The following is a 12,363-nucleotide window of genomic DNA, read 5'->3' on the forward strand; positions in this document are numbered from 1 at the left end:
CCGCTACTGTGACTACCCTATCTAGCCAGCGATCGAAAGCAACTCCTTTAGCCTGCCGTCGTGTCGCTCCATGGCGCCCTTGCCGCGCCATCAGCATTTTCGCTTCATGTGTCGCTGCTCCCCAACTACCTTGCCCCGCAATCAAAGGCTTGGTTACTTTTTATTAGTGCTGATGACTGATGCTAACTATTAATGCGCCGATTGACCACACTCGGTGCACGGCGCAAGCGCTCTTCTTCACCTAACAGCTCGGCTTCAAAGGCGTCCGCACCCACCGGCGTTTCGCCATGGCGGCGATAAAGCTGCGTTAGCATCGCCTTGCGGTCGGCGCGTAGTTCCTGAACTAATACGAACACCATCATATACAAGATAAAGGTGAACGGCAGTGCCGACAGCACCGAAGCCGATTGCAGCCCCGTTAAGCCACCTGAGGCAATTAACGTCAGGCAAATAGCGGCGATCAGCACACCCCAAATGACGCGCTTATAGAGCGGCGGATTGATCGAACCATTATCGGTCATTTGCGCCACGATATACGAGGCCGAGTCAGCGGAGGTGACCAGGAAAATAAAGATCAGCAGCATCGCAACGACCGACAGCACGCCGGTAAAGGGCATCAACTCAAACATCTCGAATAGTGCGACGGTTATATTATCCTGGGTTGCGGCAGCAAGACCGATATCGGTACCGTTCAACTCCATGTGCAGCGCCGCGCCACCGAATACGCCAATCCATAAACAGGCCAGCAGCGGCGGTACGAACAGCACCCCAAACACATACTCTTTGATGGTACGCCCCCGTGATACCCGGGCAATAAAGGTACCTACAAACGGCGACCAGGCAATCACCCAGGCCCAATAGAAAATCGTCCAGTTGCTTGCCCACTCATTATCACCATAGGGAGAAATGCGCAGGCTCATGCCGATAAAATTCTGCAGATAATCGCCAATCCCCACCGTGATGGTCTCTAATATCGCCACGGTGGGGCCAGTGAACAGCACATACAGCATCAACCCGATACATAAAATCATATTAAGGTTAGAGAGGCGTTTAATGCCTTTATCCAAACCCGACCAGGTGGAAGCCATATAGGCGCAGAACATCACGAAAAGAATCACAAACTGCCAGAAACCGTTCTCCGGCAGGCCAAACACAGCGTTTAAACCGCCATTCATCTGCAGCACGCCTAACCCTAACGAGGTAGCCACCCCCATTACGGTGGCGACCACGGCAAATACATCCAGCCAGGAAGCGTAAGGACGAATTTTAGGATTCTTAGCCGTTATCGATGACAGTACGGACGACACCAGTCCTGCCTGCCCTTTTCGGAACTGAAAATAGGCAATGATCAAACCGACAATCGAGAAAGCTGCCCACTGGTGTATCCCCCAGTTAAAGTAGCTGTATTGAATAGCGTAGCGGGCGGCCGCTTCGGTTTCGGCGGTTCTGTCGCCATAGGGCGGCTCAATGAAGTGAAACATGGGTTCCGCCATGCCATAGAAGACCAGTCCGACACCAAAGCCTGCGGCCAGCAGCATGCTGATCCACGAAAAGAATGTATAGTTGGGTCGACTGTCCTGGGGGCCTAAGCGCACCTTGCCATACTTGCTTAGCGCCAGACCAAACAGAAAAATGACAAAACCAAAAACCGAAAATAGATAAAACCACCCGAATAGCCCGGTAACAGTAGTCAGTGCGCCCTCTGCAACGTTTGCAAATCCTTCAGGAAATGACGCCCCAACAACTACCAAGCCAAAAATAATCACCACCGATGCGATGAATACCGACTTGCCTCCATGATTAGCCATATAACCGTCCTGTTAAATGAGCTCTGTTTAGGTAAGCACTGCGTATTAAGCGCATGCTTGTACAACTAAACTTGCCTTGTACAGCTTAATGGTAACAGTTGAAAAATCTAATCGCACTGTGGCCAAGCAGTGAACTTGCTAGAGCTACTGTGTTCCAATGGGTGCGAATAACCGATGGAGGCTCTCATGCCACAGATGAATCGCGACCAACGCAACGCTGCATGGCAAGCGGCTAACCAATGGCGCGCCCGTGCTGCGCAAACTCAACCCACCGGAGTGGCGGGCAGCTTGAAGCTGCTGCTCACGTGGCTGGCGTTTGGCGCGTTAATGATAGTCGGCGTGGTACTCGGCCTGTTTTTCTTGCTGATTGGCTGGGCAATGATGCCGTTTATGCGCCATAAAATGAAAAAGCGTATGGAGCAGATGCGCGCCCAGCAGGCACAGGATATAGGTGGGGGATATTCTCAAGGGCATTCTCACGGACATGCTTCCCCGCATACGTCTGCGCAAAACCGTCCTGGTCATCAGGATGTCTTGGAAGGCAGCTATGAAGTTAAAGATGATCGATGAAGTTAAAGATGATCGTTAACCCGTTAGTCACTTTTTCGCGCCACCTAGTGCCGTATACTTTGTTACAGCGGCGCGTAAACCCAGGTAAATGCCGCGGCCAAGGTCAGCGGCATAACGACCAGACTGCCCAGGTTACCAATCAGCACCAGCGAAGCCACTTTTTGTGGCGCCAGCTTATACTGCTCTGCGACCAAGTAATTCAACACCGCAGGCGGCAGTGCCGCAAATACCAGCAGCACCGCCGCCTGAAGCGCATTTAGTGGCAGTAGCCACATCAACGGCAAAGCAATTACTAATCCGGAAATCGGACACAGCACCGCCCCCAGTATCCCCATACGCCAATCGCTAAAGTCGATCTCCAAGAGCCGCACCCCTAACGCAAACAGCATTAGCGGAATACATACCCCGCCTAGCATATGCATCGCCTCCAGCAGCCAGCCAGGCAGCGGCAGGCCACTGATATTCACCGCTAAACCCGCCAGACTCGCGAGTACAATTGGCATGCGCAGCATTCGCCATAGCGAAGTGCGCGGGTTAAGCATGTAAAGCCCCACCGAAAAGTGCAGCAGCATTTCAACGATAAACACCACCACCGCCGCAGGAAGCGCCTCAGCACCAAATGCCAACACCAGCAGCGGTACGCCCATATTGCCCGCATTGTTGAACATCATCGGCGGAAGGAAGATTTTGCTATCCAGCTTTAGCCACTTTGCCAGCGGCCAAAGTACAAGCCCCGACCCCAGCACTACTGCTATCGCTGCCGTGGCCAGCCAGGCGTACTCAGCTAACGGCGCTTGCCGGTCAGCCAGCACGGCGAACACCAATAGCGGAACGAACAGCTCCATGTTGAGGGTATTGAGACTGCGAATATCCGGTGTACGGTAGCGCCCATAGGCTGCGCCACAGCCAGCGATTAAAAATACTGGCAATAGCGTGGCCAGAATATGTCCAATCATACGGACCGCCCAGCCCTATTCCTTGTTATCACTGTTGCGTCCTGGTTACCGTCTGACTAGCGGTTATCGGCGGTGGAAGGTTCAAGAAAGCGCTGCCAGAGCGCGGTGACTATATCGCGATGCGCACGGAATTCCTCACCATCGCTGAGTGCTTTCTGACCGGTGAGCGCCGCTCGGTGCGTAGCGCTGCGATAAGCCAGATAAGCCTCGCGAAGACGCTCTGCCTCTTCAGCTGGTAAGTGCCCACTCTCGGTCAGGCTCTCTAGAATGCGGATATTATCGCTGTAGGTAAGTAACGCAGGCGTTTGGTGAGCAAGCGCTAACACCGCGTATTGGCAGAGAAACTCGATATCCACCATACCGCCCGCATCGTGTTTGACGTTAAAGGTATTGCTGGTGGTTTTACTGCCCAGATGGTCGCGCATTTTCTGACGCATCTTGACCACCTCTTCGCGCAGTGCAGCTTTATCTCGCTCACCACCTAGAATATCGCCCCGTAACTGACTGAATTTCTCGGCCAGCGAATCGCTACCCGCCACCACCCGGGCGCGCACCAATGCCTGGTGCTCCCAGGTCCAGGCATTCTGACGCTGATACTCGGCAAAGGCTTTAAGCGATGTCACCAATAGTCCTGAATTACCCGAAGGCCGCAGGCGCATATCCACTTCATACAGCGTGCCGGTGGGCGTTACCGCGGTGAGCAGGTGAATAATACGCTGTCCCAGACGGGTAAAAAACACTGGCGTATCAATGGGTCGTGGACCATCAGTTGTGCCCTGACCATCGCTATCGTGAAGGAAAACAAGATCTAAATCGGAGCTGTAGCCCAGCTCAATGCCGCCCAGTTTGCCGTAACCAACGATCAGAAAAGCCGCTTCCCCGGCATTCAGCCCCTCAGGAACACCGTGCTTGCGGGTAATATGCTTCCACGCCATCGCCAACACGGCATCGAGAATGACTTCGGCGATATAGGTTAAGTAATCGCTTACTTTCATTAGATGCCGAGTACCCACGATATCCGACGCCGCTACGTGCAGGGTTTGAGCGTGTTTAAAAACGCGCAATGCCTCTAGCTGGGCCTCTTCATCATCCTCTGGCAAACGATTCAGCGTTTGGCGCAGCTCATCGGCAAGGCGCGCTTTATCGGCGGGGGTATACAGCGTTTCTGGCGTCAGCAGCTCGTCGAGCAGAATGGGATAACGCGACAGCTGTTCAGCTATCCAGGGGCTCGCGGCGCACAAGCGCATCAGGTGTTCGAGCGCCTGGGGGTTTTCGCGCAGCAGCGCAAGGTAAGCTGTACGCCGCAGTACGGCCTCAATCAGCGGCTGTACCCGTTCAAGCGCGGTATCCGGTGCTTCATTGCCCGCCACCGCATCCAACAGCAGCGGCATTAACGCATCCAAGCGCTCGAAGCCAATCCGCTGCATGCTTTGCACTTGCCGAGAATGATAAAGGCTATGCAGCCGCTTCAAGGCTTTTTCTGGCTCGTTAAAACCCGCCTCGGCCAGGTACGCGCTGGCCTCCTGCACTTCTAACTCGCCGCGCCAAATAAGCCGCCACTGAGCCAAGCCAAGCTGGCTATCATCGTTGGCCTCATCGACATCCTCTTCGGGGTCGGCAATCACGGCATCAAAGTGTTGGCGCACCCGCTCGCGCACTTCGTCAAGCTGGGCTATCAACCCCGGCCAATCTTCATGCCCCATGGCGAAGGCTACCCGTTCACGATCAGCATCATCGCTGGGCAAGGTCTGTGTCTGACGGTCTTCCAGTGCTTGGAGAGCGTGTTCGACATCGCGCAGAAAAGCATAATCAGGCAGCAGCTCATCGACCACTTCCTGCGGCAACAGGCCCAGCTCGGGCAAACGATTGAGCGCCGTTTTTAGCGATGTCACCTGCAGCTCCGTATCGCGGCCGCCGCGAATCAGTTGGAACGCCTGCACGACGAACTCAACCTCACGAATGCCGCCGGAGCCAAGTTTGATATTGCTCTGCATGCCTTTGCGCTTCACTTCGCGGTTGATCATCGCTTTCAGTTCACGCAGCGACTCAATGGCGCCAAAATCCAGGTATTTGCGATACACAAAGGGGCGCAGCCCGGCCAACAGCTCATCGCCCGCGTCCAGATCCCCCGCGACCGGGCGCGCCTTGAGCATGGCGTAACGCTCCCATTCGCGGCCTTGATCCTGGTAGTAGCTAGAGAGCATGGCAAAACAGCCCACCAGCGGCCCGCCGTCGCCCAAAGGCCGCAAGCGCATATCGACACGGAAGGCGAAGCCATCGGCGGTCATGGCATCCAGGGCGGCAATCAGCTTTTGCCCCAGCTTGGTAAAGTATTCCTGGTGCTCTAACGGTTTGCGCCCACCTTGCGTCTCACCTTTTTCAGGGAAGGCAAAGATCAGATCGATATCGGAAGAGAGGTTCAGCTCCCCAGCACCTAGTTTGCCCATACCCAGAATCACCAGACGCTGGGGCGTGCCGTCTTTACGTGGGGCAGGTAAGCCCCAACGCGGCGCGTAAAAACGTTCAAGCCAGGTTAATGCCGCTTCCAAGCATATTTCGGCAAGCTCAGACACCGCCGTGGCGGTACTCCACATGCTATGGCCAGAGGCACGGTTAAGGTCACGCCAGATAATCCCCAGCATACGCTTGCGACGAAAACGGCGGATTACCCGCTGCATCGCCTCTTCGTCTTCGGCACTCTCAAGTGACTCACTCAGCCAGCTAGCCAGCTCATCTCGACCTGGGTTTACGTCCAACTCACCGGCAATATCCAACTCGGCCAACCACTGGGGGTAGCGAACCAAGGTATCCAGCGCGAAGGTCGAGATGGTCAATACTTTAGCAAGCGCCTCGCGACGCTGCTCCGAAAGCCCTTGCCAATTACTGGAAGGCAATTCCTGCTTGGTCATCTCGGCGACATTATCGGCTTGAGCAAGCGCCTCGCGTAGCCGCTTCCAGGCGGATTGGGTGGCGGTATGTAACGACGCTGGCAGCGTCGACAACGGTAAGAAATCGTCGTTCACTTGCATAACTACCTCGCTGACAGCGCGTCAAAAACGTTCGCTTTCAATTACCTGCTTAGCTAAAGAATTTTTCCCAGCCCAATAGCCCCCAGGTAAGCCCGGCCATGATCAGCGACAGCATCACCGCCGCCGAACCAATATCCTTGGCCCGCCCTGAAAGCTCATGGTGCTCGGTACCAATCCGATCCACCACGTTCTCAATCGCACTATTAAGCAGCTCCACTATCAGTACAAAAAACAGACTACCCACTAGCAGTAGCCAACTGATAGGTCCTTCACCGATCCACCAGGCAAGCGGCAGCAGTACTACCGTAATGCCGACCTCTTGACGGAAAGCCGCCTCGTTTCTGAACGCCGCTTTCAGGCCTTTCCACGAATAGCGCGTGGAGTGAACCAAATGTGTTAAACCGGTATGCCCAGGTTTCATGCAGATCGCCTCACCTTGTGAGCGTAGAGTTTGTTCAATTCGCTAACATCATTGCTTCTAGATCCTGTGACAACGGATCCAGCACTTCAGTCCAGCTTAAATAAGGCGTACTGCCGTTACCATTGACCATGACACTAAACACCCCCCAGCGCCCTTGCGCAGTGCGAAAATAGCCCGCCGCGGCGCGTACTGCAAAAGGTTGGTTAAGCGTGCCGGTTTTGATCATGACATTGTTTTGAAACGTGGAGGAACCTCGCCGAATGAAGCGCATTACCCCGTTAGCGGGTGACTGAAAGGCCGCCACAAAGCTGGGAAACAGGCTACTTTGACGAAACATGTCCTCCAGCATTACGTTAACGCCCTGGGCCGATGTGCGGTTTTCAGTGGTCAGTCCGCTACCACTATACAATGTTAACGGCCCGTGCCCGGGCAGGCTGTGGGCGTAAGTTTCAATCGCCTGGCCCGCCTGGCGTAGCTGTGCCTGGGGTGTCTCGACGAGATCCAGCGCCAGCACATCGGCCATATAGTTATTGGAGTAGTTCATGATGCGCAGCAATAGCTCTTGCAGTGGCTGGCTGTCCACCGCCGCCAGACGCTGGGCGCTGCTAGGCGGCTGAGACGAGCTAACGCGCCACGCTTCGCGCACCTGTATACCCGCCTGGTTCAACATGCCCATTAGCACTTGCGCGGTTGTTTCGGCGGCATCCCCTGCGCCACGGTAGATATCGCGTGCAGTGGCATTGGTGGAGATCTGCCCCGTCAAGCGCATCACGTCGCCACGCTCATCGGTAATTCGTTCAGCGCTAATCTCAGTACCGCTATTGGCGGGGCGGGTGATTACTTGGTTATCAATGGTGATCAGCGACGTCTGGCTATCGCATAGCCCCACTTGGGCGGGCTCACCCGCGTTCGTCGCTGGTGCGACATTAACGCACCAGCTACCAAAGTTAACGCCAGCTGAGGAGAGCGGCGCGCTATAGGCATTGGCAACCCGAGTCAGGGCATTACAGCGGTCCGTGGTAATACAGTCCACTGACCCAAAGCGCCACTGGCTGACCACCAACGCCCCCTCTACCTCACGCACCCCGGCTAAGTGCAAACGCTGCACCAAGCGCCAAAGGTTCTCAGTGGTTAGGCCCGGGTCCCCGCCGCCCTCAAACACCAAGTCACCGCGTAACACCCCATTTTCAATGCTAGCGGAGCTGACCAGTTGGCTGGTAAAGCGGTGCTGGGGGCCAAAACGGTTTAGCGCCGCCGCCGACAAGTAGGCTTTAGTGACCGAAGCGGGCGACAGCTGTCGATCCGGGGTGATGCTGCCCAACAACGCATTGGCGCCTGCATCGGCATCCAAAAGGCGTGCTTCCGCGCTAATCGAAAAGCCTTTGCTCTGCAGTTGGCCCAGGCGATTGAAATCGGCGAACAGACTGGTGCTGGCACACAGCGCCAATGTGGCTACACCTGTCACCAGCGACCAGCGCTGCATGCGCTTAACAGCAAAAAAACACCCCATTACAGCTCCTCAATGCACATTCATTTTTGAAAACATTTGCAGCATGACCACGCCTGCTACTATCAAACTAATTCCTATCACCGCCGGCAAATCAGGCTTTTCACCGAATACCACTATGCCGACCAAGGTGACCAGCACAATACCCAGGCCTGCCCAAATCGCATAGGCAACCCCTACCGGCAGCGTGCGCAGCACCAGGCTGAGCAAATAAAAAGCTAACCCGTAACCCACTACCACCACCACGCTGGGTAGCGGGCGCGTGAAGCCCATGGAGGCTTTTAAGGCGCTCGTGGCGATCACTTCGGCCACAATCGCCAACACCAAATAGACAAACGTCATGTTCGCTCCAACTCAACGCATAAACGCCACAGAACCTGACCACTCTGAGCATACTTAGCTTCGAAAGGGGTTAAATAGTCCCCTTTAGGCGCAATTTCAGTCACCGCTGCCTGTTTGCCGGTTACCTGTGCCACTGCCAAAGCAAACTCTTCAACGTAGAGGAACCAGTTGGAGCGCAACTCAAGACACCCGCCAAGCGCCAACAGTGTGGGTAAAACCGCATGGCCATGCCAGCGCATTTTTAGGTGCCCCGCCTTGGGGTAAGGGTTCGGATAAAGGAGAAAGTGATACTCTGGCGCCCAGCCAGCCTGATAGGCCAAGCGCCAAAAGTCGACCAGATCCGCTCTTACCAGCAGCGCATTGTCAGGCAACTGGCCGTGATCGCGCCCCAAACGATCCTCGCTGCGATCCACGCCGATTACCGCATGGGCAGGGAACTGCACCGCCAGTTGGCGGGTCGATATCCCCACGCCACAGCCCGAATCGAGTATCAACGGTGCCTGACGGCCCACGAACCACTCTGCCGCCAGGGCGAAACTGCGCTGCGTGTGTTCGGCGATTGGTTTACGTAGCGGATGCGTTAACGCTCGGCTCACTCGTCGGGCGAGATCCTGATGTGGGCCTGGCTGATTAGAAACCACTGGTCGAGAAGTATGCTGCATGCCATTACTCGGCTGAAAAGCGTGATTCTATCAGTCTCGAACGCTTGCGGCATGACGCCGTTGCTCAGCCGGTGCTATGATCACGCATAACGTGCTTCTTAGCGTACTTATTAAGCGCATGGTACTAGGCATCATATACCGAGTACTTTTGCCGATAATTGTTATTACCACCACCGCACCACGAGGAACCCGGCTTGTCACACTTACCGGTGATTGTCGGCATGGGCGGCATCAATCCCGCTGGCAGAACCTCTGGCCATCAGGCCTTCCGCCGCACCGTGCTTGATGCCCTTCCTGCTGACCAGCAACGCCAGACACTGGAAGGCTTGGCCGCGCTTATGCGTCTAGTCGAGCACTCCGAAGAGGGGTGGCACGATAGTCAAGGTCAGCCCGTAGAGGCTCCAGCGCAGTCGCTGCGCGATCAGGTGCTGAACCACACCCTGATCCGACGCAACGAAGACCCTCGCTTTCTCGACCCTGGCATGCCGTCAAACCGGCAAGCCAGTATGCAGTTGGCCGAGCCGCTACGCTTTACCCTGCGCCGCCGCCAGTTACCCGAACACCTGCCGGAGGATTGGCAGGTGCGCGACATTGATGTCCGCGAGGTAGAGGTGAGCGTACCTGCAGGGGTGTTAGAGGTACTGCTTCCCGACGCGCAGTTACCCAAGGTACGCGCGGCGGCCCAGCTACCCAGCGGCTTTGACCCCGCAAACCTCTACCGCAGCGTGCACCACCCCCGCGGGCTATCGCTGGCGGTATTTGGTGCCAGCGACTGCCTGGGCGCCAGCGGTCTTTCTTGGGAGACGCTGCGCCAACAGTTAAATCCGGATCATATTGCCGTGTACGCCGGGAACTCCATTGGACAGCTAGACGATCAAGGCTGGGGCGGCTTACTGAAAAGCCTGGTGAGTGGTCAACGCGCCACCTCCAAGCAAATGCCTCTGGGCTATGGTCAGATGCCCGCCGACTTTTTGAATGCCTATGTACTGGGTAGCGTAGGTGGCACAGGCGCAGCGTTAGGCGCCTGTGCCAGCTTTCTCTATAACCTGCGCCTGGGTATTGATGACATTCGCGCCGGACGCCGTCGTGTGGTGATGGTGGGTACTGCAGACGCTCCCATCACCCCGGAAATCATCGAGGGTTTCCGGGCCATGGGTGCGCTAGCTGACGACGCTGGCCTGAAAGCCCTGGATGCTCTGGAGCTGCTCACCGACAGCGATTATCAGCGCGCCTGCCGTCCGTTTGCGCGCAACTGTGGCTTTACCATGGCGGAAGCCAGCCAGTTCGTGCTGCTGATGGACGATGCCCTAGCGTTGGAAGTCGGCGCGGATATTCTCGGAGCGGTGCCTGATGTGTTCGTTAATGCCGATGGCTACAAGCGCTCGATTTCGGCGCCGGGCATCGGCAACTACATCACCCTCGGCAAAGCGACTGCGTTGGTGCGCGATATGCTGGGAGAAAAATCCCTTAAAGAGCGCAGCTTTTTGCACGCTCACGGCACCAGCACACCCAAAAACCGCATTACCGAATCCCATGTGTTCGACGAAATTGCCCGCGCCAACGGCATTAGCGACTGGCCCGTAGTGGCGATTAAAGCCTTTATTGGCCACTCACAAGGCTCCGCGGCGGGCGACCAGTTGGCGAGCGCACTGGGTAGTTTTGCCCACGACTTGCTGCCGGGCATTCCCACGCTGGATACGGTGGCTGACGATGTCTATGCTGAGCGGCTGCGCTTTTCTCAAACGGCACAAACTTTTCGCGCGGACGCTGCTTTTATTAACGCCAAGGGCTTCGGCGGCAACAACGCCACCGGCGTGGTGCTTTCACCTGCGGTGACCGAACGCCTGCTGACGCAGCGCCACGGCGCGGCGGCGGTGAACGCCTGGAAAACCCGTCGCGAAACCACCCGCGAAGCGGCAGCGGCCTACTTGGCCCAGGCAGACCGTGGCCACTACGCTCCACGCTATCAGTTTGGTGAAGCGGTGCTGGAGGGCCCAGAGCTGGATATTCACGCTGACCGGATTCATATCCCCGGTTACGACCACGCCGTCTCCTTAACCAGCGATAACCCGTTTGGCTGCCTGGACGAGGAGAGCGAGGAATGACCACGCGCAAACTGAATATCGCCGTCTACCCCGGCACCTTCGACCCTATCACCAATGGCCATTTTGACCTGATCGAGCGCGGCGCACGGATGTTCGACAAAGTGGTCATCGCGGTGGCGGCAAGCCCTGGCAAAAGCCCCCACCTCGACTTGGAAACGCGCATGAGCTTAGTGAAAGCGGTCTGCGCGCCGCTGCCCAACGTTGAGGTGATCGGCTTCTCGACCCTGCTCACAACCATGATGCACGAACAGGGTGCGACAATCATTCTGCGCGGCCTGCGCGCGGTCTCTGACTTTGAGTACGAGCTGCAGTTGGCCAATATGAACCGCGCACAAAATCCGGAGCTGGAGAGCGTGTTTTTAACCCCCGCGGTAGAAAATTCGTATATCTCTTCAACCATCGTGCGCGAAATTGCCAAGCTTGGCGGCGATATTTCCCCCCTGGTGCATCCTCAGGTCGCCGAAGCGCTGCGTAACCACTACACTAGCTAACCAACGCCATTGTTGAGTAAAACACTCAGGTATTGCTATTGATACCTTAGGGGTTTGTACGAAAAGTCGCTGAGCGAAGGCCAGACTAGGCAAAAATCGGCGAAAAAACGGAGTTTACAGGGTGTAAATGAGTATTTTGAGCCGATTTTTAACAACGTATGGACGAGCGCAAGCAGTTTTCGTGCAAAGCCCGAGTGTTAATGCCATCTGCGAGGTATGCCCATGGCCCTGATGATTACCGACGAGTGCATTAACTGCGACGTCTGCGAGCCCGAATGCCCCAATGATGCGATCTCCCCCGGTGAGGAGATCTACGTCATTGACCCTAACCTATGCACCGAGTGCGTGGGTCACTATGACGAACCTCAATGCCAACAGGTCTGCCCGGTGGACTGCATTCCACTTGACCCTGAACGCCACGAAAGCCAAGAACAGTTGATGAAGAAGTACCGCATCATCACTGCCGCCTAAA

The 12,363-nt window shown here is 56.1% G+C and carries 11 protein-coding genes; 4 read left to right on the plus strand and 7 right to left on the minus strand.

The window, feature by feature from the left end:
- Positions 1 to 182: 182 nt before the first annotated feature.
- Entirely contained in the window at positions 183 to 1,808 is a 1,626-nt protein-coding gene (locus tag LMS44_RS17910; protein WP_009287453.1) for a BCCT family transporter, read from the minus strand.
- 186 nt (positions 1,809 to 1,994) lie between these two features.
- On the opposite strand from LMS44_RS17910, the gene LMS44_RS17915 reads away from it, so the two are divergent.
- Positions 1,995 to 2,378 carry a hypothetical protein gene (locus tag LMS44_RS17915; protein WP_022522085.1) on the plus strand — a complete coding sequence of 128 codons (384 nt, stop codon included), beginning with the start codon at positions 1,995 to 1,997 and terminating at the stop codon, positions 2,376 to 2,378.
- Positions 2,379 to 2,440: 62 nt separating this feature from the next.
- Here LMS44_RS17915 and LMS44_RS17920 read toward each other — a convergent pair whose 3' ends face one another.
- From LMS44_RS17920 to trmB, 6 genes are read right to left on the minus strand one after another with little or no spacing between them, the layout of a single operon-like run.
- A complete protein-coding gene (locus LMS44_RS17920) occupies positions 2,441 to 3,334 on the minus strand; it encodes an AEC family transporter (protein ID WP_022522084.1) in 894 nt (297 codons plus the stop codon).
- 56 nt (positions 3,335 to 3,390) lie between these two features.
- A complete protein-coding gene (gene glnE / locus LMS44_RS17925; RefSeq protein ID WP_009287455.1) occupies positions 3,391 to 6,363 on the minus strand; it encodes a bifunctional [glutamate--ammonia ligase]-adenylyl-L-tyrosine phosphorylase/[glutamate--ammonia-ligase] adenylyltransferase in 2,973 nt (990 codons plus the stop codon).
- A 49-nt stretch (positions 6,364 to 6,412) separates the two neighbouring features.
- A complete protein-coding gene (locus LMS44_RS17930; protein WP_022522083.1) occupies positions 6,413 to 6,784 on the minus strand; it encodes a diacylglycerol kinase in 372 nt (123 codons plus the stop codon).
- Positions 6,785 to 6,818: 34 nt separating this feature from the next.
- The gene (dacB, locus tag LMS44_RS17935) at positions 6,819 to 8,294 is read right to left on the minus strand and encodes a D-alanyl-D-alanine carboxypeptidase/D-alanyl-D-alanine endopeptidase (protein ID WP_022522082.1); all 1,476 of its coding nucleotides are present in this window, start codon (positions 8,292 to 8,294) and stop codon (positions 6,819 to 6,821) included.
- A 9-nt stretch (positions 8,295 to 8,303) separates the two neighbouring features.
- The gene (locus tag LMS44_RS17940) at positions 8,304 to 8,633 is read right to left on the minus strand and encodes a DMT family transporter (RefSeq protein ID WP_022522081.1); all 330 of its coding nucleotides are present in this window, start codon (positions 8,631 to 8,633) and stop codon (positions 8,304 to 8,306) included.
- On the minus strand, positions 8,630 to 9,295 hold the full coding sequence (gene trmB / locus LMS44_RS17945) for a tRNA (guanine(46)-N(7))-methyltransferase TrmB (protein ID WP_022522080.1): 666 nt from the start codon (positions 9,293 to 9,295) through the stop codon (positions 8,630 to 8,632). The genes LMS44_RS17940 and trmB overlap by 4 nt, the downstream gene beginning before the upstream one ends.
- 221 nt (positions 9,296 to 9,516) lie before the next feature.
- Here trmB and LMS44_RS17950 point away from each other — a divergent pair, with 221 nt between their 5' ends.
- From LMS44_RS17950 to LMS44_RS17960, 3 genes are all read left to right on the plus strand, one after another.
- The gene (locus tag LMS44_RS17950) at positions 9,517 to 11,400 is read left to right on the plus strand and encodes a beta-ketoacyl synthase (RefSeq protein WP_053857192.1); all 1,884 of its coding nucleotides are present in this window, start codon (positions 9,517 to 9,519) and stop codon (positions 11,398 to 11,400) included.
- Positions 11,397 to 11,891, plus strand: a complete 495-nt coding sequence (coaD, locus tag LMS44_RS17955; RefSeq protein ID WP_022522078.1) for a pantetheine-phosphate adenylyltransferase — start codon at positions 11,397 to 11,399, stop codon at positions 11,889 to 11,891. Before LMS44_RS17950 ends, coaD begins: the two co-directional genes overlap by 4 nt.
- 222 nt (positions 11,892 to 12,113) lie before the next feature.
- Entirely contained in the window at positions 12,114 to 12,362 is a 249-nt protein-coding gene (locus LMS44_RS17960) for a YfhL family 4Fe-4S dicluster ferredoxin (protein ID WP_008957577.1), read from the plus strand.
- Position 12,363 lies beyond the last annotated feature (1 nt).

It is taken from the genome of Halomonas profundus, assembly GCF_020865425.1.
Classification (GTDB): domain Bacteria; phylum Pseudomonadota; class Gammaproteobacteria; order Pseudomonadales; family Halomonadaceae; genus Vreelandella; species Vreelandella titanicae.

Coding starts and splice junctions, on each gene's coding strand:
- LMS44_RS17910 (WP_009287453.1), bottom strand. CDS start 1,808: ATGGCTAATCATGGAGGCAAGTCGGTATTCATCGCATCGGTGGTGATT.
- LMS44_RS17915 (WP_022522085.1), top strand. CDS start 1,995: ATGCCACAGATGAATCGCGACCAACGCAACGCTGCATGGCAAGCGGCT.
- LMS44_RS17920 (WP_022522084.1), bottom strand. CDS start 3,334: ATGATTGGACATATTCTGGCCACGCTATTGCCAGTATTTTTAATCGCT.
- glnE (WP_009287455.1), bottom strand. CDS start 6,363: ATGCAAGTGAACGACGATTTCTTACCGTTGTCGACGCTGCCAGCGTCG.
- LMS44_RS17930 (WP_022522083.1), bottom strand. CDS start 6,784: ATGAAACCTGGGCATACCGGTTTAACACATTTGGTTCACTCCACGCGC.
- dacB (WP_022522082.1), bottom strand. CDS start 8,294: ATGGGGTGTTTTTTTGCTGTTAAGCGCATGCAGCGCTGGTCGCTGGTG.
- LMS44_RS17940 (WP_022522081.1), bottom strand. CDS start 8,633: ATGACGTTTGTCTATTTGGTGTTGGCGATTGTGGCCGAAGTGATCGCC.
- trmB (WP_022522080.1), bottom strand. CDS start 9,295: ATGCAGCATACTTCTCGACCAGTGGTTTCTAATCAGCCAGGCCCACAT.
- LMS44_RS17950 (WP_053857192.1), top strand. CDS start 9,517: ATGGGCGGCATCAATCCCGCTGGCAGAACCTCTGGCCATCAGGCCTTC.
- coaD (WP_022522078.1), top strand. CDS start 11,397: ATGACCACGCGCAAACTGAATATCGCCGTCTACCCCGGCACCTTCGAC.
- LMS44_RS17960 (WP_008957577.1), top strand. CDS start 12,114: ATGGCCCTGATGATTACCGACGAGTGCATTAACTGCGACGTCTGCGAG.